This window comes from Paenibacillus pinistramenti, from assembly GCF_005869875.1.
Lineage (GTDB): Bacteria > Bacillota > Bacilli > Paenibacillales > Paenibacillaceae > Fontibacillus > Fontibacillus pinistramenti.
Window position 1 is genome coordinate 48358 of the sequence record NZ_VAWG01000001.1, and the last position, 25547, is coordinate 73904.

A 25547-nucleotide genomic window follows, 5' to 3' on the forward strand; every position below is an offset into this window, starting at 1 on the left:
GTCCCTCCCTCTCATCCGGGGTATGATACAGCATATGAAGCTGAGGCCTATTCGGTGTCCTTTTTGGTCCAGCGGTTCGCATCCCTTGTATTGAATTTGCGCATGACCTTATCGTGGGCTTCTGTCAAATCTATACCTAATGAATTTGCGAAGCAGATCGTAATAAATAAAATGTCGCCGAGTTCAAGCTCGATGGAGTTCTCCTCCTCCGAAGCCTTCTTCGGCTTCTCGCCAAACTGGTGGTTAACCTCACGCGCCAGCTCGCCGACCTCTTCGCTCATCCGGGCCAGCATGGCAAGCGGGCTGAAATAGCCCTCTTTAAACTGCGATATGTACTGATCCACTTCCCTCTGCAGTGCTGAAAGCGGTCTGTCAGCCATCTTATCCCCTCTTTCCTGCAGGCTTTTTCCCCCCTTATGTTATCTTAAAGGAGAATTGAAAACAAATGCTTTTTTAATTAGCAGCCAAAAAGGTATACTAGGAATGTTATCCAAATTCTATACGCTGATTAAAGAGAGGGATATCATGAACAGCAGCAAATTGTCCGGTTTCATAAAAATAACGATGCCCATTCTGCTGGGCACCGCCATCTACGCGTTCGGACTGCTTTATTTTATTATTCCCAACAAATTGACGGAAGGCGGAGTAACCGGTATCACGGTTCTGCTGAACTACGGCTTTGGAATCTCCCCATCCTTAACTACGCTTGTGCTGAACATCCCGCTGTTCCTGGTCGGCTGGAAGATGCTCGGCGGCAGACAAATCATCTATACCGGAGTAGGGATCGGCTCCCTGACCTTCTTCCTGTGGCTGTTCGAACTGCTGATCGACCACGGCTGGATTCATCCTTTCAAGACACAGCAGGATTATATTCTGGCTTCCCTATACGCGGGCGTTACCCTTGGGGCAGGCCTCGGGATCGTATTCCGCTATGGAGGAACCACTGGAGGCTCCGATATAATCGCCAGAATCCTGAACAGGAAGTTTGGCTGGAGTATGGGCCAGGTCATTCTGTTTACCGATGTGCTGATTATCTGCTTATCGCTGCTGTTTATTCCAATTGAGAAGGTGCTTTATACCCTCGTCGCCGTCTTTATTGCCTCCAAGGTGATTGACTTCATTCAGGAAGGCGCCTATGCGGCCAGAGCCTTTATGATCATTACCGATCATGCCGAAGCCATTGCCGATCTGATCACTAAAGATATGGACCGCGGAGTTACCCTTATACCAGCCATCGGAGCTTACTCGAAGCAAGGCAAAAATGTCATCTACTGTGTCGTATCGAGACAAGAAATCCGCAGGCTCAGCATGATTGTAAAGTCGGTAGATCCCCGCGCGTTCATGGTCATCAATGATGTGCACGACGTTCAGGGCGAAGGCTTCCGGGAAGGATAGCCCTTCGCCATTCGCCTTCCCCTCTGAATTTATAACGCCTCCCTGCCGTATCCGCAGCCTACCAAGTCCGTTTGCCAGAAGTCTTGTCACTCGAAGGCAGTACCGGCCGGACCTCCTGCTCACCCGAATATTTCCTATAGGCTGTGTAACCGAGCGCCAGCAGAATCCAGACGCCGATCAGGAAGCTCCATTGCCAGGGATTGCTGTACCCGGTAATCGGCAGAAGTACCGGCTCTTCCTTCGGCTTGCCGAACAAATCCTGAAACAGTCCCTTCCCTGCGGCCGAAGCAGTCTGCAGTGCCTTTAAATCCGGCTTGTCTGCGCCGCTCAGGCTCCCGATATAAGACATCCAGGAATCGAGCGCCGTTACTTCGGACGTTCGCTGCTGAATAACCGCCGCAGGACGGATCATTTCGTAATGATCTTTCATTTTCTGAAAAGAGCTCTGCACGGCCTCCGGGTCACTCTCAATCACCGCTTTGTCCAGCTTGCTCGAATCTTCCTGCAGCACTTTATAATATTGAAGCCACATCGCACCTTTGGCATGCAGCAGACTGTCAACAGCCAGCCGCAAACGCGCGGAAGTGCTGCTCCATACCTCGGGCGAAGGCGTTACATTCAGGACGGCCGTTCGCGCATCGAGCACACATGCGGTCAGCTCATGAATGCCGTCAACGCCAGTTAAGCCCTGGTAGGATATTTTGCTGATCAGTGACGTTATCCGCTCGAGCTGCAGCTGAGCCTGCTCAGCCCTGCCGTTCTGCATCGCCTGATACAGCGACTCGGAAGCCTGCTCCAGAGCCTGCAGATTTTGAGTCTGGCCAGACAGCTGTTCACTCCCCTTAATCTGCGGAGCCGCCTCCGCACGGGCCGTCCAGCCCCCGCATATTCCGGTCATAAACAATGCGGCCAATAATATCGCTGCAATAACTCCTTTATCTCTTGCCTTCACCGGACATCCCCCCTACCACAATTTATGGCAGGTTGTCTCCGCTTAGAACGGGAAAGCTAGGCCCGGCCAGCCCGGCGCACCAAAATCCAGGATAACGCGATACAACACAGGGTCAGCAGAAACGTAAAATTTTGCACCGCTGTCAAATCATCTCCTAGAGGGGCGGGCAGCCAAGGAAATACTCCGTATGTATAGTCGATCGTATCGTTTAGCAAGGTCCAGACCCCGGCGATCAGAACCGCAGCCGTTCCGCATACAAAGAAGCGGAGGAAGAGCAGTGCTTCGGCGGCCATCGCCAGGTGAGAAGCAGAGAGCATGATATCCTTCCACACCAGCTCGTCTCCCTGAGCAAAACCGGCAAAAATCATCGTTACCGCCCAAATCCCGTACTTGATGCTCGTCACAACGCCGAGAGCCTCGATAATCATGCGCAGGGGCAGCCACTTCGCTCCCATACGGTCCTGGAAGATCAGGAACACAAGGGCTAGGCTGAAGAACAGGCTTGCGGTCGGGCTGTCCGGCACGAAGATCAGCAGCCAGTCCGGCTCGTGCTGAGAGGTATATTCCAGCTGGGAACCATACCAGATATAGCCGTAAACCGTGCCTAGAAGATTGCAGACAAGCAGAAACCACAAAAGTGCCGGACGGGTCAATACCCGCTCGCTCCAAGCCAAACTGACATTCATGAATCGGTTTCCCCTTTCTCTCTTTTCCATATTCTATTTTCCATATTCAAATCTTCCATGCTCTACTCTTTCATACCGGTTCTCTATTTCTTTCCTATTTTATCCTATCCCGGCTGCCGGCACAAAAAAAAGAAGAAATGCCGGAGCATTTCTTCATCTCTGCAAGGTTTTCAGTTCATCCGTCAGAAGTCGGAAGGCCGCTTCATTTCCTTCTGCCAGCGCACTGTCGATTTCACCATACAGCTTTTCTTCACGACTTTTACGCAGTACTTCATCCAAAGCCATTTCCGCAGCCAAAGTCAGCATAACTTCATAAGTAGCCTTCATTTTATCCATTAGGATGCACCTCCAACAGTTATAAGATTTTTAAGTAAGGTTAGAAGTTGAAGTGAACAAGGATGTAGACTATTGAGCTTCAAGCATGAACATCCCGGACATTTTTTGATTTCAGCTCATGCAGGCCAGCCGTTCCGGCCACCAGGCTGCTCACGATCCTCTGACCGGCTGGAGTCATTCGAATGACTAATTCCTGCCGCATATCCTCCCCAACCTTCATCATGCCGAGGTGGAGCATCATTTTGACAATCCGGTCCTGAAAGATCGACTGGGGTGTATCGTAATAGAACGGCTTGATAAACCTCTGAACTGAGCTGAAAATGGATGCAGCGCTGCTCCAACCGGTGCTGCCGTGGCTGATCCAATAAACCAGTGACAAGAGATTAGGGATGGGGGTTTTATAAAGTCTTAACCAGAATTGGATCAAATCAAGCAACGGTTCCTTTATCTCTTCGTCAACCATCTGATGTCCAAGCTCCGTCAGAACCAGCTCATTCCCCCTCTCACGCAGGTAACCGCGATAGCAGGCGTAATCATAGAGTAGTGCAAGCCTGTCCGGGTAATCCTTGAATCGCCGTCCATACCCGAACCGCCAGCCCGAGCGGCTCACCAGAGGCTCAGAGATGTGAAACTTCTCCATCAGCTGGGATTGGCAGCGCTTGTGCATGACGCCTTCGGCGTTTAACGGAACCTCGTGCCGCTGGACATAGTGCAGGAGCAGAAATAAATCCTCCTGAGCCTGTTCCTGCTCTTCCCGGTACACTTCCGGCTCATCAACCCGGACAATTTGTTCTTTCTGCTGCTGTTCCAGCACACTGCGAAACCTTGCCTTCAAATCATCCGGAACCCCAAACAAATAACGGGTATCCGGGGTTGAACCGTTAAACAGCCATCCTCTCTGCCTGAACCGGGCGATTATGTCCCGAACCGAGCCTTCCTGCTTCTGGTCATCGGCAAATTTGGCCTGCCCCGCGCTTGCGAGCAGTTCTTCAACACTCAGGCGGCTTCTTTTGTCGAACAACAAGGTGTTGAGAAAACGCAAATCTTCAATGCCCATCTGGTCCACATGCTCTTGAATAAACGTGCGGTTGCCCATTTTGTTCAGAATGCTTTGAATAAGCTCCTTTTTGGAGTGGGCATTACAGCTGCACTCATAGTGAGCTGCTATTTTCGAGAGCATTTCGATATCGGCATAAGTCAGCATTTCTGCCAGGTTCATGGAACATCGCCTCACCGTTTTAATACCATTATGGGAAATCCTGCGGCTTTTATTCTCTTATTTATAAAAAAATATCCATCCGCGCAGCCCGCTCCCGCTTCTTCTTTCAAAGCAAAAAGCCGCTGCCTGAAGTGCAGGCCAGCGGCTGTTCATTTTATTAAAAGCTCATCTTGATCCTTATTCCTTCGTTTGATCGGCAGCAGGAGTTAAATGGCGCGTGCAGTTGTACAGCACCAGGTCCCACTGAACGTCGTTCTTCTCCAGTACAGTCAGCGACAAATTGCCAATCCGTTCCCTGTATTGATCCTGGTATAACGCCCGGTATAGCTGGGCAAGAAGCCCTCCATGCGACACAACCAGAACATTCTTATCCGGAAACCGCTTGTCCAGATCCTGCATAAAAGCCAACGCACGCTTCTGCACGTCTTCAACGCTCTCCTGCCCGATCTGTTGAATATCCCAGGCTGTTCCCCAAAGCGTTTCACGTTCCTGTGCGGTCAGTCCTTCCGCTTTGCCGAATGAACGCTCTACGAGACGGGAATCCGGGTCATAGACCGGAATAGATAACGCTTCTGCAATAATTTCACCGGTCTCCTGTGCCCTTGACAGGCCGCTTGTAATGACAAAATCCCACTTGCTAGGTTCGCTTTTCAGCCGTTCAGCCAGCAGCTTTGCCTGCCTTCTCCCTTCCTCATTGAGCGGAATGTCGCTTCTGCCCTGAATTTTCCCTAATGCATTCCAGTCTGTAAGCCCGTGCCGAATCAAACCGACGATCATGAACATCCTCCTTTAGTAGCCCTTCACAGCCATGCTGATGATTCCATTAACCAAACGGCAACAAAAAAAGCAAACACCGATAACGGCATTTGCTCCGATTAATTCCGAACCCGCCGCAAACCTCTCCAAGCCAGAATGGCCAGCCCCATAGCTACCATGGACAGCACAATCCAGTATTGTGGATAGGCCGGGCTTATACCTGCTGTAAAAGGATCCGCAATTCCACTGGACACTCCAGTCAAATCATAACTGCTGTTTGCTCCTGATACACTTTCAGCCCCCGCAACAGCCGTAGGCAGCAGCCCGGAATCTGCTGAATGGGACTTTGTCCCCCAGGTTGAATTAGAAAATGCTAATAATGCAAGACTTATCAGGAATACTGCCATAAAGCTTGCGGCCCATATTTTCAGCCTGCTTCGAAATATCCGCTCGGAGGCAGTCTGCTTCCCCTCCGCGAGCCAAGGAGATTCGGCGTAGATCCGCTCCATTACTCTGCGGTTAACCGCCTCCGCCCGCTCTTCGCTGATTTCGATAGGCAAACTATGTAAAATACCTAAGCTTTCCTGCCATATTTCAAACTCTGACGAACACTCTGCGCACTCCAGCAGATGGCATTCCAAACGTCTGCGGTCGGGGTGGGATTTGGGTAAATCCGCCGTCCATCCAAACATTTCTTGGGCCTCTCTACAGTTCATCTGCTTCTCATCCCTTCGAATTGCTCAAACATCGGTTCATAGAGATAAGGTTCAAGCTGATTCTTCACACTGCTTCTGGCTCGAAACAGCAGGGATTTCACAGCGCTGATGCTTTGACCCAGAATCAATGAAATTTCATGATAATCAAGCTGGTCATATTCACGCAGAATTAATGCAGATCTCTGTTTCTCGGGAAGGTTGTTGATCGCATCCCTTACCTTGTTAACCTTCTCATTGCGGAGAACGGCATGCTCCGGAATAATATCCTGCGAAGCAACCGGAACATATCCGCTTTCCTCCAAAGGAACCTGGCTGCTGCGATGCTTGCGGAGCTCGCTGAGCACCGTATTTCTGGCAATTGTATACAGCCATGTGGAGAAGGAAGCATCCACTTCCCGAAAGGAGTGAAGGCTCCGGAATGCTTTGTAAAAGGTCTCCGAACACAAATCCTCGGCCATCAGCTCGAGATTGGCGCTCTTAAGCATATGGTAAATGAATGTTAGAATCTTCCGTTGATAGCGGCGCATTAATTGGGAATACAAATCAGTATTTCCATCCTTGATTTCCTTAATCAGTTGGGAATCCGTCATTGACATGCGATCCTCCTCGCCACCCTGTCTTCATCCCGCTTAATCTCTGCAAGTGTATACTGCCCCGGGACAAAAAAGTTTCGGTGCTCCGCCATAATTGTTGCTGCTCCATCATAATTGCTGCTCTCCATAATTGAGCTCATTCGTTTTCTGAGTCTAGTTCTCTAAATCCAGTTTCCTGAATCCAGTTTCCTGAATCCAGTTTTCTGAATCCAGTTTTCTGAATCCAGTTCCGGGCTCCAGCTTCTAGACTCCAATAGTATAACATATACACCAGCCGGCAAAAAACAAAACAGTTAGCATTCCCAATTAAATGTTTCAATATACCTAGCCGTTCTTAACTTCTTAACTTCATAACTTCTTATCCACTCTTATCGGCATACCTTTAATAAATATGTAGCCGGGCCGGATTCAGACACTTTTATTTGACAAAAAATAAAATGACAGCCGTTACTCTTGATAACCAGAACGATTAATCAAAAAAAAAGACCGCCTTTCGGCGGCCTACGTTCATTTTCAGAACGTACAGTTATTGGATAGGAGTGGAGAGAAACCATACTGTACTTTTATTATATGTATACGTTTTCATTCTGTCAACACTTATTTTAATGCGCTTACATTTTCTTTATTCTGGAAGAAGATCCAGACTGAAACCTATACATACACTTTGTACTCCAGTTTATCCAGCAGAACTTTCGCTTTCTCCATCTCTTTCTCATTGCGGAAGGACAGCCGGAGGGTACCAGGCACATCTTCGCGGCTTTCGATTATCTGCATGTTGCTCAAGTTGATCTTCCGTACGCCAAGCACGGTTGCCACCTGACCAATAACACCCGGTTCATCAGGCACATCGATATAAATATCATACAGCGGCTGGATTGCGCCTTTCCTGCGTTCAGGCAGTTCGCTTCTGAATGCTCCCGCTTCCCGGAAAGCCCGTTCGATCCGCCCTCCATCCTCCAGCTTCAGCATTTCAGCGAACTCATCCACGCCCTGCCGCCAGTCATCAAGGAGCCGCAGCAGCACTTCTCTGTTACTCAGCAGAATATCCCGCCAAACGCCAGGGTCGCTGGACGCAATCCGGGTAATATCCCGAAAGCCTCCCGCAGCAAGCTGACGGTACAACTCGTTATATTCGTTATAGCCTCTGACCTGGTTGACCAGAGCGACCGCAATGATATGCGGCAGATGGCTGATAGCCCCAACAATATCATCATGCAGCTTCGGTTCTACCCGAATTACATGCGACTTCGTATGCTGCAGCAAATGCTCAAGCGAACGGTATGCAGATTCCGAGGAATTGATTGAAGGGGTAAGGACGTAGAAGGCATTCTCAAACAGTAAAGTTGAAGCTGCTTCCACACCGGAACGCTCGGAACCGGCCATCGGATGGCCCCCGATAAAGGTTACATCCTGGAGAGAAAGGGCGTCCGCCGCTTCCATGATCGACGATTTGGTGCTCCCGACGTCCGTAATGATGCATCCCGGCTTTAACGGCAGCCCGCTTAGCTTCTCCAAATAGGAGTTTAGCAGGCCCACTGGCACGCTTAAGAAAATAAAGTCTGCATCCAGCACTGCCTCTTCCAAAGACATCGTTACCTGATCAGCGACCCCGCGTGCTTCGATCCGGTCCAAAATGTCCTGACGATGGCTGTAGCCGACCACTGTGATTCCTGGCTTGCCCTTAAAACAAAGCGCCAGCGAGCCGCCGATCAATCCTACACCGATAATTGCGATTTTAGTTCTCATAAACGACCTCTCGACTTCCCGAAATCAATTATTGTCATCATTATAAAAATGAAGCGGAACCCCATGTTCCCCGGGTTCACGCTCCTTCGTTCCCTGCAGCCGTTAAAGCATGATCAGATAAGACCAGATCAGATAAGACCTGATCAGAGGTAAAGCCTGATTAAATAAAGCCTAATCAGACTGCTGCCTGCTGCTGTTTGAGCACCTGCTCCAGCGCGGCGATGAATTTCTGATTCTGTTCGGAAGAACCTACCGTTACGCGGATATGGTTTGGATATTTCTCGAACCCGCTTCTAATGATAATTCCCAGCTTAAGCATCGACTGGAACATCTCTTTGGCCGAGCTGCGTACGTCCACCATAATAAAATTGCCGTGCGCCGGGAAATATTCAAGTCCCAGCCGGTCAAATTCCTGATTGAGGTAGGCGATGCCTTCACTGTTCGACCGGCGACAGTCCTCAACAAACGTCTGATCTCCTAATGCTGCCAATGCTGCAGCCTGCGCGATCCGTGAAGTGTTAAACGGCTCCCGGACCTGGTTGATCAGCTTAATAACGGCGGCGTCTCCCATGCCGTATCCGATCCGCAGAGAAGCCAGTCCGTATATTTTTGAAAAAGTGCGAAGCACGACAACATTTTTATACTGCTTCAGCAGAGAAAGGCTGTCCGGATAAGTACCATCAGTGACGTACTCGGCATAAGCTTCATCCAGAACGACCAAAATGCGGTCCGGAACTTTGGCCAGAAAAGCGTTCAGTTCTTCCGAAGAAACCAAAGTGCCTGTCGGATTGTTAGGATTGCACACCCAAATCACTTTAGTGCGGTCGGTAATAGCCGCAAGCATCGCGTCAAGGTCATGAACACCATTCACCAGCGGTACTTCAATGCTGACTGCACCTTCAATATCGGCGTTGCTCTTATACACGGAGAACGTCTGATCCGCCATAATGTTCTCGTCTCCAGGCAGCAGAAACGCCCGGGCAATGAGGCAGATCACCTCATCGGAGCCGCAGCCGAATATGAATTGATCCTTGTTCAGACCGAAGTGAGCTGCCAAAGCCTGCGTCAATTCAGCAGCGCTGCCGTCAGGATACAGGCTGATATTGGCAAGCTCCTTCTGAATGGCGTCAAGCACCTTCGGCGAGCTTCCGAACGGGTTCTCGTTGGAGGCCAGCTTAATAACATCCTGCAGGCCTAATTCCTTCTTCACTTCCTCGATCGGTTTGCCTGGCTGATAAACCGGGAGGTTCACGATTTGCGGTTTGGGTTGCATACTGCGTTCCCTGCCTTTCTTAACCAATTAAGTGAGTTTATATCCTTTTAATTGTGACACAAAATTGCAAATTTGCAATAGAGCGTCCTGTTTAGCGGACTCGTTCAGCAGCCGGTCAGCCTGGGTCTCTACCTCGCGGACGATCGCACTGCCGATGACCACTCCATCGCATATTGCGGAGAATCGCTCCACCTGCTCATGGCTGGAAATGCCGAAGCCTACGGCAACAGGAAGCGGGGTCGCCTGTTTGACCGATTGGATAAAGGCTTCAATTCCTTCATGGAAGGAAGAGCGGACTCCCGTTACGCCTAGTGAAGACACGCAGTAGACAAAACCCCGGGCTTTTTCCAAAATTGCTTGAATGCGCCCTTCCGAAGTCGGGGCTACGAGCGGGATAAGGTGAATATTCGCTTTGTCCGCAAGCTCAAGCACTTCCGAGCATTCTTCATAAGGAAGGTCCGGGATAATAAGTCCGCTGATCCCATGTTCCGCTGCTGCAGCCATAAATTTCTCCAAGCCCACTTGCAGGACTGGATTATAGTATGTGAACAGCACAAACGGAATCTGTACACCGCGTCTGCGTGCTTCACCGGCCACCTGGAAGCAGCTCTCTATCGTTACATGATGCAGCAGTGCGCGCTCAGATGCGCGCTGGATGACCGGGCCGTCGGCAAGCGGATCAGAATAAGGAACCCCAAGCTCCAAAATATCCGCTCCCGCCTGCTCCAGTCCGGCGATCAGATCTACAGACGTATCCAAATCCGGGTCCCCTACGGTCAGAAAAGGAATAAAAGCGGCTCGTCCTTCCTGTTTGAGCCTGTTAAAAGCAGCGTCAATCAGATTCATTGCTTCTCGCCTCCTTCTTCATCCAGATATGCCATAATGGACTCGACATCCTTATCTCCGCGGCCGGACAAACAAATGACAATCATCTGATCTTCTGGCAGAGTCGGAGCCAGCTTCACTACGTGCGCAACCGCATGTGCGGATTCAAGCGCCGGGATGATCCCTTCCGTGCGGCTGAGCAGTTGAAGCGCGTCCACCGCTTCTTTGTCCGTAACCGGGACATAATTTGCCCGCTCCAGGTCCTTCAAATAAGCATGCTCAGGGCCAATTCCCGGATAATCCAGACCTGCGGAAATGGAATGCGCCGGCTGAACCTGCCCGTGCTCATCCTGAAGAAGATAACTGAGTGAGCCCTGGAATACGCCCTTGCTGCCAAGCGTCATAGTTGCTGCATGATAAGGGGTATCGGTTCCCTTGCCGGCAGCCTCAACACCAATCAAACCTACGGATTTATCGTTGATAAACGGATAAAACATACCGATTGCATTGCTGCCGCCGCCTACTGCCGCGATAATTTGATCAGGCAGCCGTCCTTCAGCTTCCAGAATCTGCTCCCTCGTCTCATCACCGATCACCCGCTGGAAGTTGCGCACCATCATCGGATAGGGATGAGGGCCGGTAGCCGAACCGAGGATATAGAACGTATCCTTTACATGGCTCACCCAGTAACGCAGGGTTTCGTTGCAGGCGTCCTTCAGTGTTCTTGTACCGGATAATACCGGCACTACTTCGGCTCCAAGCAGCTTCATACGGAAGACATTCAGCTGCTGGCGCTTCATGTCTTCCTCGCCCATGAACACCTTGCACTCCAGCCCCAGAAGAGCTGCCACGGTTGCACTTGCGACGCCGTGCTGGCCTGCGCCTGTTTCCGCGATGACTTTGGTTTTGCCCATCCGTTTGGCGAGCAGGCCTTGTCCAAGGGCGTTGTTAATTTTGTGGGCTCCGGTATGATTCAGATCCTCACGCTTCAAATAAATCTTTGCGCCGCCGAGCTCTTTCGTCAGCCGTTCTGCATAATAAAGCGGAGTCTTTCTGCCGGAATATTGGGTAAGCAAATAGGATAACTCTTCCTGGAAGGAAGGCTCCTCGGAATGTCTCTTATACGCCTCTTCCAGCTCGAGCAGCGCATTCATGAGTGTTTCCGGGACATAACGTCCGCCAAAACTGCCAAAGCGGCCTTTCTCATCGGGCATGTTCACCTGCTGCGTATCACTCTTTATCGTCATAATCCCGCACCCTCTCTACAAATGCTTTAATTAAAGCTGTATCTTTAACGCCATTGCGTTCTACTCCGCTTGATACATCCACACCGTCCGGAAGATAACCGGACACCAGCCGCCCAACATTCTCTTCATTAAGTCCGCCGGCAATCATTAACGGCAGCTGACGGGCCTGCGCCCAGTCCTGGTAAGGCCTAATCAGAGTCCAGTCAAATGCGACACCTGAACCCCCGCCGTAGATGGGGTCATAAGTGTCCAGAAGCACAGCATCCACAGCACCAAGATAGGGCTGGAGCAATTTTTCCGCTTGAGATGTTTGATGTGCCTGATTCGTTTGATGCGCTTGATCTGCCTGATGTGTTTGGTGTCCTTGAGTTGGTTCGCTCGAGTTGTCCGCCTGGTAACCGGATTCGGCAGGTTCGGTGTCATTCCCTTTTTTCATAGATAATACCTTGATGACTTCGACGGAAAATTGTTCCTTCACCCGCCGGCAAAAGTCCGGGGACTCCTGTCCATGCAGCTGCACCACATCCAATTCGGCCTCGCGAAGCACGCTGCCGAGCTCCTCAAGACTGGGGTTAACAAATACACCAACGGCTTTGGGCTGACGCAGCTCTTTATTGAGGGAACCCCACTCTTTCACTGCAGCCAGCATTTGCCGGACCGCTGATGGCTGCACCTGCCTGCGGCTTGCCGCAAATACAAACCCGATCATGTCCACTTGTAAAGGTAAAATAGATTTTATCACTTCAACGCTTTGCAGTCCACAAATTTTTATGGCTGTCTGCGGCATCAGCGCACACCGCCCGGCTTGGTAAGCTGAGCTCCCATCACATCAAGAACCGCCTGCTCGACCGAATCCCGGCGCATAAAAGTTTCACCGATCAGCACGCCTTTTGCTCCGCATTCCGCTAAATAAGCGATATCTTCCGCCCCGGTAATGCCGCTCTCACTAATAAGTGCTGCGCCAGGAGCGACTAGAGGAGCTAGCCTTTCCGTTGTTTGCAGGGTCGTTTCAAACGTTGTCAGGTCGCGGTTGTTCACGCCGATCAGCTTAACTCCTTCCAGCCGGTTGGCGCGTTCCAGCTCCTCCTGGTTATGAACCTCCACAAGCGCATCCAGGCCGAGAGAGCCCGCTAATTGAAAATATTCGCCAAGCTGGCGGTCATCCAGAATAGCTGCGATAAGCAGCACTGCATCCGCTCCCAGCAGCCGGGCTTCATAGATTTGCAGCTCATCAATAATAAAATCCTTGCGCAGCAGCGGGAGGCTCACAGCTTCCCGAATTTGCCGCAAATAGTCCGCACTCCCCTGAAAATACTGCTCATCCGTCAACACGGAGATACAATCCGCGCCCGCCTGCTCATAAGCACGGGCAATGGCGACCGGGTCAAAGTCCGGTCTGATCAGTCCTTTGGATGGAGAGGCCTTCTTCACCTCGGCGATCAGCCCCATATTGCGCTTCCTGCCTGAGATCAGTGCATCGGCAAATCCCCGGGTTTCGGGAAGCTCCGCGATGGCTTTCTCCGCTTCCGTAATTGTCAGGCGGCTCTTCAGCCGCTCAACCTCTTCCCGCTTGGTTACTACAATCCGGTCAAGATACATAACTTAACGCCCCCGTCGTTTCAATTAGCTTCTGCAGCTGATCCGCTGCTTTGCCGCTGTCTACAGCGTCCGCTGCGATAACTACGCCTTCCTTGATGCTGTCCGCAAGCCCGGACAAATAGATGCAGGCTCCTGCATTTGCCAGCACAATATCGCGTGCAGGCCCTTTGCGGCCCTGGAGAATCTCACGGATCATCTGCGCATTCTTAGCCGCATCCCCGCCAAAAATATCTTCAAGCGCGCACCGGCTTAAACCAAGATCCGCGGCTTCAATTTCATACGTTTTTACTTCTCCGTTTTTAAGCTCCGAGATACGGGTGGGCGCGGACAAGCTGATTTCATCCAGCCCCTCTCTGCTGCTCACCACCAGCGCGCGGGCCGAGCCCAGCTCTCTCAGCACCTTGGCGATGGTCTCTGTCATCTTCGTATCGTAGATGCCCAGCAGCTGCCGGTCCGCTCCGGCAGGATTGGTGAGCGGCCCGAGCAGGTTGAATACCGTCCTCATGCCCAATTCTTTGCGGGGAGCTGCGGCATGCTTCATCGAAGGATGATAGACCTGGGCAAACAGGAAGCAGAGGCCCAGCTCTTCAAGGCAGCGGTTCGCCTGCTCCCCCGTCAAATGAATATTGACGCCGAGCGCCTCCAGCACATCCGCGCTGCCTGCCCGGCTTGACGCAGAGCGGTTGCCGTGCTTCGCGATTCTGACCGAAGATGAGGAAGCAATAACAGCTGCCGCCGTTGAGATATTAAATTTCTGAATGCCGGAGCCGCCGGTTCCGCAGGTATCCAGCAGCTGTGAATTCCGGGCGCCGACTCCTGCGGCCTTGCTGCGCATCGCTTCCGCAAAACCGGTAATTTCCTCAACGGTCTCGCCTTTAAAACGCAAGGCCGCCAAGAGACCGCCTATTTGGGCTGAAGTAGCCTGCCCCTCCATGATCGCATTCATGATCTCATTGGCTTCTGTTCTGGTTAAATGCTCCGCTCCGACAACCTTGGACAATCCCGCCTGAATGCTGCTGTATTCATTCATTTTGCTTACCTCCTATCGGACCTGAACCGGATTTTGATATGGATACATATAATCCTGATTGATTTCTGAGTCGGATCTCTTCAGCTTCTCCTGCTCCGGAGGGAACATCAGCTCCGCCATCCGGATGGCTTTGAGCATAGCTTTCGCTTTATTGACCGTTTCTTCATATTCCATCTCCGGAACCGAATCCCATACAATGCCGGCGCCGGCCTGTACGTAGGCTTTGCCGCCTTTGAAGACGATCGTCCGGATCGTAATGCAGGAATCCATGTTGCCGGAGAATCCAAGGTAACCGATCGCTCCCGCATACGTGCCTCTCGCCTCCCGCTCCAGCTCGGCGATAATCTCCATTGCTCTCAGCTTCGGAGCTCCCGATACGGTGCCTGCAGGCAGACAGGACAGGAATGCATCAAAGAAATCTTTATCCTTCCGCATTTGCCCGGACACGTTAGAGACGATGTGCATGACGTGGGAATATTTTTCGATACTCATCAGGGTATCGCACTTCACGGTGCCAAACTCGGACACCCGGCCAAGATCGTTCCGTCCCAGATCCACCAGCATCAGATGCTCTGCCCGCTCCTTCTCATCCGCCAAGAGCTCCGCTTCCAGCTTATCGTCCTCCTCGGGCGTTGCCCCCCTTGGGCGGGTGCCGGCGATCGGACGTGTCTCTACCCGGCCTTCATCGACCTTGACAAGCGCTTCAGGCGAGGTGCCGACGATAATCTCATCATCCAGCTTCAAATAGTACATGTAAGGAGACGGGTTGGTCGTCCGAAGCAGGCGGTAGACATGCATCGGGGACACCTGTGTCTCGATCTCAAATCGCTGTGAAAGTACCACCTGAAAAATATCTCCGGCCCGGATATACTCCTTCGCCCGGTCAACGTTCGCCATATACTCCGCTTTGGTAAGATTGGATTTGATCTCTCCAAGCTCCACATGCTCCGGAACCGGCCGGCGGTTCAAGCCTTCGCCGCTGGCCGGCTTCTCCAGCATTTCCGCTGTTTCATCCAGCCTGCGGCAGGTTTCTTCATAAGCCGTCCGGATTTGCTCATCACTGGCTCCCGGCTCGATATGAACGTTGGCAACTAGCAAAATTCTCTGTTTGACATGATCGAATACAATAACCTGATCGCAAAACATAAACTGGATGTCCTGCATGCCCAAGTCGTCCACAGAATGCGCGGGAAGCTTCTCGTAATATTGAAGCAGATCATATCCGAAAAATCCGATCGCCCCGCCTGTAAACGGCGGCATTTCTTCCAGCCTTGGGCTGCGGTACTGCCGGAGCAGAGCCTTAAGCTCTTCCAGCGGCTTGCCGGAAAGATTCGTTTGGCTGCCGCTGCGCTCAAGCACCATCTGGCCCTTTTTCCCATAAATCATCAAGAAAGGGTCCGTACCGATAAATGAATATCTGGCCCATTTCACTCCGCCCTCAACGCTCTCCAGCAGGAAAGCGCGGTCCTTGGAAGCGAACCGTTGAAACAGGCGGATCGGTGTCTCCAAATCAGCAAGCAGAGGCCTCATAACCGGAATCAGGTTGTAGTCGCCCGCCAGGGTAAGCACCTGTTCTACATTTGGGGTTGTCGTCAAATCAATTCCTCCTTAATGGATGCGGCGGAGGATGAGCGGCAATAAAAAAAGCCTCTACAAAAGTAGAGGCTTGCCATTGATCGCAGATAACGAACGACAATACGACCGGTTATTGAAAGATGCAGCAAACAAACGTTACAGAATAAATACTTCATCACGCTTGTTGTCTCCAGCTTTCGTCCCTGCTCGGAATTATCGGCTATTCTCGGCTCTGCTCAGCTCATCTCAGCTCTACTCTTCTAACTGTTAAGTAAGGTTAAACTCCATTCATTTCCCGTCATACTGCCCCGGAATCGGCTCTCCAATTCCTCTAAGGCAATTCTATTCCCTAACACGTCAAGTCATGTGTTCTGTTTCCTACTGACACTATAACGGATGCACTGCCTTTTGGCAACTCTTTTCAAAAAGGACAATCCGCTACTTGGCCAGGTCAGGTCTCAAAATCCGTGCGTCACGCAAATAGACGTGGTGCATATCGCGCTGCGCTTTCTCCGTATTGACTTGAATCAAAAAACGGATGCAGCGCGGCAGACTGCCTTTGACAGGAATCTCAGTCGCACACATTAAAGGTACAAAATCCCATCCGCCTACTGCCCTTACCGCTCTTGCCGGAAAAGCCGCGTCCAAATCCGTAGTCATCGTAATCCAGACGCTGCCGACCAATTCCGGATCCAGCTGGTTCCGCTCGGTGATCTCCTTTAGCAGCTCCTCAGTTGCCTGCAAAATTTCTCTTTCGTCATTATTCTGAACCGTTGTGGCTCCGCGGATTCCTCTGCTATACATTCCGCTCCACCTCCTTAAGCTGCCCCAGCACATCCCTGACCTCGGCAACCGTCATATCTTTAACGATGCTGACATTGCCGATTGCTTCAGGCAGAATGAATACCATTTGATCTTCTCTGAATTTCTTATCGTGCATCATGGCGCTGATGATCGCCTCCTCGTCCCAGCCAGCCGGGACTGCAGTTGGAAGCTCAAACTTCTCAATCAGCGAACGCGTTCTAGGCAGAATGTCCTCCGGTTTCCCGCGTTTAACCGCCAGCATAGCCGAACCGATCATACCGATTGCTATCGCCTCGCCATGAAGCAGGGTTCCGTAGCCGCCCACCGCTTCCAGCGCATGGCCGATTGTATGACCGAGGTTCAAAATAGCTCTCTGTCCGTTCTCGCGTTCATCACCGGAAACCACCTTGGCTTTGATGGAACAGCCCATTTCCAGCGCATAGCCAAGGGCAGGAAGATCCAATCCCAAAAGTTCCTGTGCATGCTCGCCGCACCAGTCGGCAAATTTCTCGTCCCAGATTAAGCCGTGTTTGATAACTTCCGCCAAACCGGACCGCACATCGCGCGGTGGCAGTGTCAGCAGCGTGTTTAGATCGTATAGGACGAGCGCCGGCTGATGAAAGGCGCCGATCATATTTTTGGCAAGCGGGTGATTAACTGCCACTTTGCCGCCGACGCTGCTGTCATGGGCCAAAATCGTTGTCGGCACCTGCACAAAGGTAACACCGCGCATATAGGTTGCTGCTACAAATCCCGCCAGATCGCCCACTACGCCGCCGCCAAGCGCAACTACCGCAGAACTGCGGTCAAGGCCGGCACGGATTGCAGTTGTCATTACTTCCTCATATATCTGAAGTGATTTGGACTGCTCTCCGCTGCTGACAATATGGGACACCGTTTGATACCCGTTGTCCTGCAGCTGCTTCTCCAAAGAGGCCAAATAAAGAGGCGCAACCTGATCATCCGTCACAATAAGCAGCGGGCTTTTCTTAGAAACGCCGCGTGACGCAAAGAGCTCTCCTGCACGATCAAGCAGCCCCTCCCCGATATAAATCGGGTAAGAGCGGTCGCCTAATTCTACTTGTACCGTTCTCATTAGTAGCGCTCCAATTGCTGCTTGTAGGCTTCATAATTCCGCTCGATTTCGCCCAAGGAGTCGCCGCCGAATTTCTCCAGGAAGGCTTTCGCTACTTCCCAGGCTACGACATTCTCAAGCACAACGCTTGCCGCAGGCACCGCGCACGCATCAGAACGCTCGACCTGCGCTGCAAAAGCTTCTTTCGTGTCAATATCAACGCTCTGCAGCGGCTTGTACAGCGTCGGGATCGGCTTCATCACACCGCGGACCACGATCGGCATTCCGTTGGTCATACCGCCTTCAAAACCGCCAAGACGGTTGCTTGCCCGGTAGTATCCGTTCTCTTTGCTGTACAGGATTTCATCATGCACTTGGGAACCGCGCAGTTCACCCGCTTCAAATCCGATTCCGATTTCAACGCCTTTAAAGGCATTGATAGACATAACTGCCTGAGCAATCCGGCCGTCCAGCTTGCGGTCATATTGGACATGGCTGCCAAGGCCTATAGGCGCTCCTTCAATGATGCACTCTACAACTCCGCCGATCGAGTCGCCTTCCTGTTTGATCTGGTCGATGTAGGCTTCCATCTTCGCTTCCGTGTCCTTGTCGACTACACGTACTGAGGACTCCTCGGTCAGGCGGGCGAGCTCATCCAGCGGCAGATTATTCGGCGGTGCTACAATTTCGCCAATGCGGATAACCTGTCCGGCTACTTTTATGCCAAAATGCTCAAGCAGCTGCCGCGCAACCGCGCCGCAGGCTACACGGATCGCTGTTTCTCTGGCGCTGGAGCGCTCCAGCACGTTCCGCAGATCTTTAAGATCGTATTTCAAGCCCCCGTTCAGATCGGCATGTCCCGGACGCGGACGGTGCACCCGGCGCTTCTCTTCATCCGTGCCTTCAATCGGCTCGATGTTCATGATGTTCTGCCAATGCTTCCAGTCGTTGTTCTCTACAATCAAAGCAACCGGAGCACCTGTCGTATATCCGTGACGCACTCCGCCTGCAATTACAGCAGTATCCTTCTCGATCTGCATGCGGCGGCCGCGGCCGTAGCCTTTTTGCCGGCGGAGCAGCTGAAAGTTCAGAGCTTCAAAATCAAGCTTCAAGTTACTAGGTAATCCTTCAATAATAGCTGTAAGCTGAGGACCGTGCGTTTCCCCCGCTGTCAAATAACGCAAACTCATGGTGCGTTCCCCCTTTAAACTGTTAAACTGTAAAGAGCTAAAATGAATATTCTTGCCCCATTATAATATTTGAGTATACGTTCTGTCACGCAGGGATTCAAATTTGCTCGGAAATTCAGTCAGGCGGCAAGCTTCTAATAAAAGAAACCAGCGCAACACTGCGCTGGTTTCTTCAGCTGTTTATCCCTGACAAGTCTGGTTTGCATGAAACCATTCTTATAATTTGCGGTAGAAAAAGGTTTCCGCGGCTTCGAACCCGTACCGGGCCGGCGAGAAAATCTGCTCCGTGCTGCCAACAAACAGCATGCCGCCAGGCCGCAGCGCCTTCGAGAACTTAAGGTATAAATCGCTCTTGGCTTCTTCAGTGAAATAAATCATCACATTGCGGCAGACAATCAAATCGTGATTGGCCTCAAAGGAATCCAGCAGCAGATTTTGTTTCTTGAACTTGACTGCTTTCTTCAGCTGATCGCTCACCCGGAGCATCGGCGCTTCATTCGTAAAATATCTCGAAGCAACGTCAGGCGGAACGTCCTTGATCGAACGGTCCACATAGAGACCCTCCTGCGCTTTGAGCAGGGCCCCGTCATCAATATCGCTGGCCGTCAGGCTTGACGAAGCCAGAAGTCCCAAATCGGAGAGAATCATGGCAATCGTATAAGGCTCTTCTCCAGTCGAGCAGGCAGCGCTCCATATTTTCAGCCGGTTATTGGTCTTAAGAAGCTCCGGAATGACCGAATCCCGCAGCACTTCCCAGCGGTTCGGATTGCGCCAGAATTCGGAGACGTTAATCGTCATCCGGTCCAAAAATTCATAAAATAACTTCTTGTCCGCAGTCATTGCGGTGTAAAATGCCGAGAACGTCTCAAATCCATTCTTATTACGCAGTGTAGTTAAGCGTCTCTTCATTTGCGCTTCCTTATAAAGAGCCAGGTCGATGCCTGTGCTTTGCTTCACGCTGCGGATAAAGCCTAAATAATCGGGATCATTCTCCTGAACAGCTTCTGGGATGTAGTTATCTTGCATATTCAACCTCAAATCCATTTAGCAGTGGTTTTATCGTAGTTTAAAAGTTCTTGTTCATCAAAGAAATTGGCAATTTCACGAGCAGCGCTTTCAGGGCTGTCCGAGCCGTGAATCAGGTTAAACGGCGTATGTGCGGCAAAATCTCCCCGGATGGTTCCCGGCAGAGCTTCCGTCACCTTCGTCTTGCCCATCAGCATGCGCGAGAGTGTCACAATATCATCGCCTTCCCAAACCATGGCGAACACGGGACCAGAAGTGATAAACTCAACCAGCTCTCCAAAAAATGCTTTTCCTTCATGTTCGGCATAATGCCGTTTTGCCTGCTCCTCGGAAATTAGCATAAACTTTCCGGCAATCAATTTGAACCCTTTGTCTTCCAAGCGGCTGACGATTCGGCCGATTAGACCACGCTGTACTCCGTCAGGCTTGACCATCAAAAACGTCCGTTCCATAAGATTACCTCCCGCGTTGTGACCGCTCTGCGGATTGCAAAGCGCTGAATAATACGATTTCAATCGTATTTTAGCAGAAAAGGAGGAATAAATGAATGATTAATATGTTCTTCTATTCACAAAATGCGCAATATCCTGTAAATTCTTTTTCGCCTTGATTTCTGGAAGCCTTGAAAGTGCATCAAGCGCTTTATGAATAAATCTGTCCGCCAGCTCTTCGGCTGTTCTTACTCCCGAGCTTTGCCGGATCATTTGAATGGCCTCCGCAGCGTCCCTGCGTCCGTCCATTCTGTGGATTTCCCGGATTTCCTTCAGCAGCGGCTCCCTCAGATGCTCTTCCTGAAGCGCATACAGAACCGGCAAAGTGATATTGCCTTGACGCATATCGCTGCCCGGCGGCTTACCGATCTGTTTCTCCGTACCTAACAGGTCAAGCAGATCGTCCCGGATTTGAAAGGCCATACCAACATTATAGCCGTAGCGGTAAAGAAGACGGCTGACTGCGGGCGCAGCCCCAGCGGCTATGGCCCCCAGCTGGCAGCTGATCGCGATCAGCAGCGCTGTTTTGCGGCGGATTCGCAGCAGATAATTGCGGACGGTCTGCTCGGTGTTGAAGAAATCCCGGATCTGCTCCATCTCGCCAACGGACATCTGAACCATGGCTTTAGCTAAAATCCGGTGAATCTGCGGATCCTCCAGCCGCGTAGCCAGCGTTAAAGCTTTACCGTAAATGTAATCTCCTGTATACATCGCGATCCGGTTGTCCCACTGCGACTTAACCGTAGGTTTGCCGCGTCTCATGTCGGCATCGTCGATCACGTCATCATGCACCAGGGAAGCGGAATGAATCAGCTCCAGCGGAACAGCTACATACTGCAGACGCTCCAGGTTATATTCGCCGAATTTACCGCCGAGCAGCACAAATACGGGACGCAGACGCTTTCCCCCGGCCATAAGCAGATGGCTGGACGTTTCGCTCAGCAGCCCCTCTTCACCCTCAACGCTTTTGTATAGCTGCTTTTCGATGAAATCCATATCTTTTTTCATGGGGCCAAACAAATCCAACATTTTCATCGTTTCACCTGTGTCCCTGTAGTTTCATTCCAGAAAGACAGCTGTACCGGATGGTCCAATAGGTTCAGCTCATGGCAGTAGTCAAAATACAGCTGCAGCCCCCGCTGCCTTTCCTCTGTAAAATCATAAGTCAAGTTCTGGAAGTAATGATTCCAATAGGCCTCGGTTCCGCCCAGCTCCCGGCAGGCTTTCAGGACGAGCGGACTGAGATCAGCGGCACTCTGCTGCCGGCTCGCATGAAGGGCCTCTGCGATCTCTCCCAGCCACTTTGCATTGTCTTTGGCAAACGATTGCTGCACGGCCCAGACGGCAAAGGTCATGCCAAAGCCGGTCCAGTCTTTCCAGACTTTCCCCAAGTCCGTTACATAATAACCGTGATCTCTCCAGGACGCTTTAATGGCGTGATCTCCGATCAGCAGCGCAGCGTCGCTTGTGTCCATCATCTTGTCCAGATCAGGCTCACTGTCCCAATAGACAGGACGGCCGCCGTAATATTTTTCCATAATAATCTTCAGCAGGTTAACCGAAGTGGCCGAAGTATTCGTAAGCGCGATAGTGCCGCTTGCTGCAGACTGGAGAGGTTCCTTGGAAAATACCAAAATGGAATTTACAGGACCCTCGGAGCTGACCGACAATCCCGGCAGAAGGGCAAGCCGGCTGCAAGCCAGACCGTATGCAAAAGAAGAAACCGGGGAAAGATCGAGTACCCCTGCGATCAATGCCCGGTTTAGAACCGCCGGAACTTTAGTGACAATTTCAATCGGCCGGCTGAGTCTTTGTTTATCAAAATGGTATGTAACTGGCCAAACGTTAGTGTAATCAATTACACCCATGCGTGTAGGTCTATCTGGTGTCAGACTCATGTTGCTCCCCCCATCTCTTGAACAGCTGGTGTTCAATACGCAGACTGTCCAGCACTTTTCCAACCATAAAATCTACTAGATCATCCAGCGTTGCTGGGCCAAAGTAAAAGGCAGGCATTGCCGGAATCATTTTCACGCCCATACGGGCCAGCTTCAGCATGTTCTCCAGATGGATCGCATGCAGAGGAGTTTCTCTGGGAACCAGAATCAGCTCTCTGCCTTCTTTAAGCATAACGTCTGCAGTACGCGCCAGCAAATTGTCCGAAGAACCGTGAGCGATTGCCGACAGGGACCCCATCGAACACGGAATGACCACCATTCCCTCTGTCCGAAAGGACCCGCTTGCGATGGAGGCTCCGATGTCTCCTACTGCATGGTAGACCAGCCTGCCGGGTAAATGGCCAAAAGCAGCTTGAAGAGCTTTCTCGCGATCCGTCGTCTCCCAGCCAAGCTCCTCCTTGAGGACCCGCCAGCCAGCCTGCGTCACCACAAGGTGAACCTCAATATTCATTTCAAGCAGCACGGTGATGAGCCGCACGCCGTATACCGAACCGCTTGCCCCAGTAATGCCGACAACCAACGGCCGTTTCGATTGTGAACTCATCGGTATACATGCACCGCCAAATCAATAAGTGTAAAGCAGAATACAACAATACTGAGCGCGCCGTTCATTGTAAAAAAAGCGGTCTGCAGCCGGCTCAAATCCTTCGGCGTGACAATATGGTGCTCATAGAACAAAATAATCAGCGCGATCACGATACCGCCGGTGTACCACCATCCCAGATGAGACAAGAGCAGCATGGCAACGAAGCCAATGGCGGTTACAATATGGAACGATTTTGCAATGATCAAAGAGCGACTTACCCCAAAGCGGGAAGGAATAGAATAGAGACCTTCTTTCTTGTCAAACTCAACGTCCTGGCAGGCGTAGATGACGTCAAAGCCCGCTACCCAGAACGCAATGGTAATGAACAGCACCATGGCTGACCAGTCTACCTTACCTGTTACCGCCACCCAGCCGCCAAGAGGGGCCAGCGCGATCGTAAAACCAAGCACGACGTGACAGAGCCAGGTAAAACGTTTGGTGTATGAGTAAAGAACCAGCATGACTACGGCTATAGGAAGAAGCTTTAATGAGAGCGGATTAAGCTCGGAAGCGGCCCAGAAGAGCAGCGCAAAAGACACAACGATGAAGACAAGCACTTCCGAAATACGAAGCAGACCTGCCGGAATAGCTCTGACGGCTGTCCGGGGATTTTTACCGTCGCTCACACGGTCGATCAAGCGGTTAAGGCCCATCGCTGCGCTTCGGGCTCCAAACATGGCCATCAGCACCCAGCCGATCTGTGCCCAGGTCGGAAAGGAATCCTTCATCGCTACTGCGCCCAGCAGTGAGCCCATGAAGGCAAACGGAAGCGCAAATAAGGTATGCTCAAACTTGATCATTTGCAGAAAAATGCCAATCTTTCTAAACATCGAGTTTCTCCTTCACTCCAATATGCAAGGCGGCTATCCCGCCTGTCAGTGGATAGGCCTGAACTTCCTTCAGCCCGGTCTCCCGGAAAATTTCAGCAAGCTCATGCCTGCCGGGGAACTGCACCAGGGAATCAGGCAGCCATTTATACTGCTCATAACGTTTGGCAACAAGTTTGCCAAGGAAAGGAAGAATCTGTTTGAAATATAGATAATAGATCCCTTTAAACGGCTGCCAGGTCGGCTTGGACAGTTCCAGGCACACAACCATTCCGCCAGGCTTAACCACCCTCTTCATTTCACTCAGCACCCGCCGCAGATCCGGGACATTTCGCAGTCCGAATCCAATCGTTGCATAGTCGAAGCGGTTATCCTCAAAGGGAAGTTCCATGGCATTGCCTTGAATGAGGTTAATCTGCCGATCCAGATTCTTCTCTTTCACCTTATGACTGCCGACCGCAAGCATATTAGGGCTGAAATCAAGACCGGTAATGCTTCCTCCGCTTTGTTCAGCCATGCTGATCGTCCAGTCACACGTTCCGCAGCACAGGTCAATGGCTGAATCGCCAGGCTTCATGTCCATTTTGCGCATTGTCAACTTCCTCCACGCTTTGTGCCGGCGGAAGCTTAGAATATCGTTCATCAAATCATATTTGGGAGCAATGCTTTCAAATACGGAATGTACAAACTGCTCCTTGTCCTCGATCTTCTTGGCCATTGGCTACACCTTACCCTTCGTTCCATGCCGTGCGTGGCTTGCTCAGCAGCGCTTTGAAAGGCTCAGCGATCTCCGCCAGTTCTTTGCTGAACCGCTCCCCCGCCATATCCTGCAGCAGCAGCTGAATTTGTTCTACCGATTGGTGCAGCTTGTCCGCCAGCTGCTCGATTACTTTGTACTTCAGCAGCAGGGTGGACCACTCCCGCGCATTCAGCTTGGACCGGCCCAGCACCGCTTTGTCCTCATCGCTGCCGGATTCCAAAATACGCAGGTAGGCAAAGCCTTTATGGCTCATGGGTTCACGTGCCGTCAAAGACATTTCGGCGGCCAGCGCTTCGCACTTGCTGATCTCGGCCAGCAGTGGACGCCAAAAAGGCTGGGCCGACTTGTCCAGCAGCGGGGTAAAGAATGCGAACAGCTGCATTTTAACCAAAGCGGATTCTTTCACGTAATCTTCCGCGCTTAGCAGCAGATCCTTCATCTTCGTGTAAAAACGCGCCTTCAAACGGTTGACTTCGCAAACGGCAGAAGAAAGCAGCGAGATATGCTGGATTTGGCCCGATTTGGCCAGAAGCTGGTAGAACAGGCTGCTGAAATAGTCGCCGGCCAGTACCTTGAGCTGTCTGGAGCGCATGAGCTTCTCTTCTTTGCGGACGGGCTCAGGATCAATCAGATCGTGCGTATCAAGGCCGAGCTGAAGCAAATATACGGCCAGGGCGCATACCTCAAGCAGGCTTTCATTTTCATTATCCGGCTGCTGATGCTTAAGAAAAGTGTATAACAAACGGACGCGCGAATCCGGAAAATCCGCCAGCTCCGTATGAGTGGAGATCATGTCGTAATCGACATATTTTTTTGCCAAGTCAGGAACGCGATACAATTTCATGTTTTCCTCCGAGCCGAACTGTAATGACATTAACGGTT

Annotated in this window: 28 protein-coding genes; 1 reads left to right on the plus strand and 27 read right to left on the minus strand. The window is 51.4% G+C overall.

What is annotated here, in order from left to right:
* Positions 1–47: 47 nt before the first annotated feature.
* A complete protein-coding gene (locus FCN15_RS00220; protein WP_138492940.1) occupies positions 48–380 on the minus strand; it encodes a nucleotide pyrophosphohydrolase in 333 nt (110 codons plus the stop codon).
* Between the two features lie 145 nt (positions 381–525).
* Here FCN15_RS00220 and FCN15_RS00225 point away from each other — a divergent pair, with 145 nt between their 5' ends.
* Positions 526–1395: a YitT family protein gene (locus FCN15_RS00225; RefSeq protein WP_138492941.1), complete on the plus strand. Its 870-nt coding sequence runs from the start codon at positions 526–528 to the stop codon at positions 1393–1395.
* Between the two features lie 58 nt (positions 1396–1453).
* Here FCN15_RS00225 and FCN15_RS00230 read toward each other — a convergent pair whose 3' ends face one another.
* From FCN15_RS00230 to FCN15_RS00355, 26 genes are all read right to left on the minus strand, one after another.
* Complete coding sequence (locus tag FCN15_RS00230) at positions 1454–2347, minus strand: sporulation protein YpjB (protein ID WP_138492942.1); 894 nt, start codon at positions 2345–2347, stop codon at positions 1454–1456.
* Between the two features lie 56 nt (positions 2348–2403).
* The gene (locus FCN15_RS00235) at positions 2404–3033 is read right to left on the minus strand and encodes a DUF1405 domain-containing protein (protein WP_138492943.1); all 630 of its coding nucleotides are present in this window, start codon (positions 3031–3033) and stop codon (positions 2404–2406) included.
* A 153-nt stretch (positions 3034–3186) separates the two neighbouring features.
* Complete coding sequence (locus tag FCN15_RS00240) at positions 3187–3369, minus strand: IDEAL domain-containing protein (protein WP_138492944.1); 183 nt, start codon at positions 3367–3369, stop codon at positions 3187–3189.
* A gap of 79 nt (positions 3370–3448) precedes the next feature.
* Positions 3449–4588 (minus strand): hypothetical protein, encoded by a 1140-nt coding sequence (locus FCN15_RS00245; RefSeq protein WP_203232058.1) that lies wholly within the window; start codon positions 4586–4588, stop codon positions 3449–3451.
* A 177-nt stretch (positions 4589–4765) separates the two neighbouring features.
* On the minus strand, positions 4766–5365 hold the full coding sequence (locus FCN15_RS00250) for a histidine phosphatase family protein (RefSeq protein ID WP_138492945.1): 600 nt from the start codon (positions 5363–5365) through the stop codon (positions 4766–4768).
* A gap of 98 nt (positions 5366–5463) precedes the next feature.
* On the minus strand, positions 5464–6036 hold the full coding sequence (locus FCN15_RS00255; RefSeq protein ID WP_238996440.1) for an anti-sigma factor: 573 nt from the start codon (positions 6034–6036) through the stop codon (positions 5464–5466).
* Positions 6037–6056: 20 nt separating this feature from the next.
* The gene (locus tag FCN15_RS00260) at positions 6057–6650 is read right to left on the minus strand and encodes an RNA polymerase sigma factor (RefSeq protein ID WP_138492947.1); all 594 of its coding nucleotides are present in this window, start codon (positions 6648–6650) and stop codon (positions 6057–6059) included.
* Between the two features lie 654 nt (positions 6651–7304).
* Positions 7305–8399 (minus strand): prephenate dehydrogenase, encoded by a 1095-nt coding sequence (locus tag FCN15_RS00265; RefSeq protein ID WP_138492948.1) that lies wholly within the window; start codon positions 8397–8399, stop codon positions 7305–7307.
* A 175-nt stretch (positions 8400–8574) separates the two neighbouring features.
* The gene (gene hisC, locus FCN15_RS00270; RefSeq protein WP_138492949.1) at positions 8575–9672 is read right to left on the minus strand and encodes a histidinol-phosphate transaminase; all 1098 of its coding nucleotides are present in this window, start codon (positions 9670–9672) and stop codon (positions 8575–8577) included.
* 27 nt (positions 9673–9699) lie between these two features.
* A complete protein-coding gene (gene trpA, locus FCN15_RS00275; RefSeq protein ID WP_138492950.1) occupies positions 9700–10518 on the minus strand; it encodes a tryptophan synthase subunit alpha in 819 nt (272 codons plus the stop codon).
* Positions 10515–11744, minus strand: coding sequence for a tryptophan synthase subunit beta (gene trpB, locus FCN15_RS00280; RefSeq protein WP_238996441.1), 1230 nt, complete (start codon positions 11742–11744; stop codon positions 10515–10517). The genes trpA and trpB overlap by 4 nt, the downstream gene beginning before the upstream one ends.
* On the minus strand, positions 11728–12531 hold the full coding sequence (locus FCN15_RS00285) for a phosphoribosylanthranilate isomerase (RefSeq protein WP_138492951.1): 804 nt from the start codon (positions 12529–12531) through the stop codon (positions 11728–11730). The genes trpB and FCN15_RS00285 overlap by 17 nt, the downstream gene beginning before the upstream one ends.
* The gene (gene trpC / locus FCN15_RS00290; RefSeq protein WP_138492952.1) at positions 12531–13343 is read right to left on the minus strand and encodes an indole-3-glycerol phosphate synthase TrpC; all 813 of its coding nucleotides are present in this window, start codon (positions 13341–13343) and stop codon (positions 12531–12533) included. Before trpC ends, FCN15_RS00285 begins: the two co-directional genes overlap by 1 nt.
* Positions 13333–14373, minus strand: a complete 1041-nt coding sequence (gene trpD / locus FCN15_RS00295; protein ID WP_138492953.1) for an anthranilate phosphoribosyltransferase — start codon at positions 14371–14373, stop codon at positions 13333–13335. Before trpD ends, trpC begins: the two co-directional genes overlap by 11 nt.
* Positions 14374–14385: 12 nt before the next feature.
* Positions 14386–15969 carry an anthranilate synthase component I gene (trpE, locus tag FCN15_RS00300; RefSeq protein WP_238996442.1) on the minus strand — a complete coding sequence of 528 codons (1584 nt, stop codon included), beginning with the start codon at positions 15967–15969 and terminating at the stop codon, positions 14386–14388.
* Positions 15970–16386: 417 nt separating this feature from the next.
* Entirely contained in the window at positions 16387–16752 is a 366-nt protein-coding gene (gene aroH, locus FCN15_RS00305) for a chorismate mutase (protein ID WP_138492954.1), read from the minus strand.
* Positions 16745–17848 carry a 3-dehydroquinate synthase gene (aroB, locus tag FCN15_RS00310; protein ID WP_138492955.1) on the minus strand — a complete coding sequence of 368 codons (1104 nt, stop codon included), beginning with the start codon at positions 17846–17848 and terminating at the stop codon, positions 16745–16747. Before aroB ends, aroH begins: the two co-directional genes overlap by 8 nt.
* Positions 17848–19017, minus strand: a complete 1170-nt coding sequence (aroC, locus tag FCN15_RS00315) for a chorismate synthase (RefSeq protein WP_138492956.1) — start codon at positions 19015–19017, stop codon at positions 17848–17850. The genes aroB and aroC overlap by 1 nt, the downstream gene beginning before the upstream one ends.
* A gap of 216 nt (positions 19018–19233) precedes the next feature.
* Complete coding sequence (locus FCN15_RS00320) at positions 19234–20043, minus strand: CheR family methyltransferase (RefSeq protein ID WP_138492957.1); 810 nt, start codon at positions 20041–20043, stop codon at positions 19234–19236.
* 8 nt (positions 20044–20051) lie between these two features.
* Positions 20052–20495, minus strand: a complete 444-nt coding sequence (gene ndk, locus FCN15_RS00325) for a nucleoside-diphosphate kinase (protein ID WP_138492958.1) — start codon at positions 20493–20495, stop codon at positions 20052–20054.
* Between the two features lie 99 nt (positions 20496–20594).
* Complete coding sequence (locus FCN15_RS00330) at positions 20595–21569, minus strand: polyprenyl synthetase family protein (protein WP_138492959.1); 975 nt, start codon at positions 21567–21569, stop codon at positions 20595–20597.
* Positions 21566–22432 carry a menaquinone biosynthetic enzyme MqnA/MqnD family protein gene (locus FCN15_RS00335; protein WP_138492960.1) on the minus strand — a complete coding sequence of 289 codons (867 nt, stop codon included), beginning with the start codon at positions 22430–22432 and terminating at the stop codon, positions 21566–21568. Before FCN15_RS00335 ends, FCN15_RS00330 begins: the two co-directional genes overlap by 4 nt.
* Positions 22413–23036 (minus strand): UbiX family flavin prenyltransferase, encoded by a 624-nt coding sequence (locus FCN15_RS00340; protein WP_138492961.1) that lies wholly within the window; start codon positions 23034–23036, stop codon positions 22413–22415. The genes FCN15_RS00335 and FCN15_RS00340 overlap by 20 nt, the downstream gene beginning before the upstream one ends.
* The gene (locus FCN15_RS00345; protein WP_138492962.1) at positions 23033–23908 is read right to left on the minus strand and encodes a UbiA-like polyprenyltransferase; all 876 of its coding nucleotides are present in this window, start codon (positions 23906–23908) and stop codon (positions 23033–23035) included. The genes FCN15_RS00340 and FCN15_RS00345 overlap by 4 nt, the downstream gene beginning before the upstream one ends.
* A complete protein-coding gene (locus FCN15_RS00350; protein ID WP_138492963.1) occupies positions 23901–24623 on the minus strand; it encodes a demethylmenaquinone methyltransferase in 723 nt (240 codons plus the stop codon). The genes FCN15_RS00345 and FCN15_RS00350 overlap by 8 nt, the downstream gene beginning before the upstream one ends.
* A 10-nt stretch (positions 24624–24633) precedes the next feature.
* Positions 24634–25509 (minus strand): heptaprenyl diphosphate synthase component 1, encoded by an 876-nt coding sequence (locus FCN15_RS00355; RefSeq protein ID WP_138492964.1) that lies wholly within the window; start codon positions 25507–25509, stop codon positions 24634–24636.
* Positions 25510–25547 lie beyond the last annotated feature (38 nt).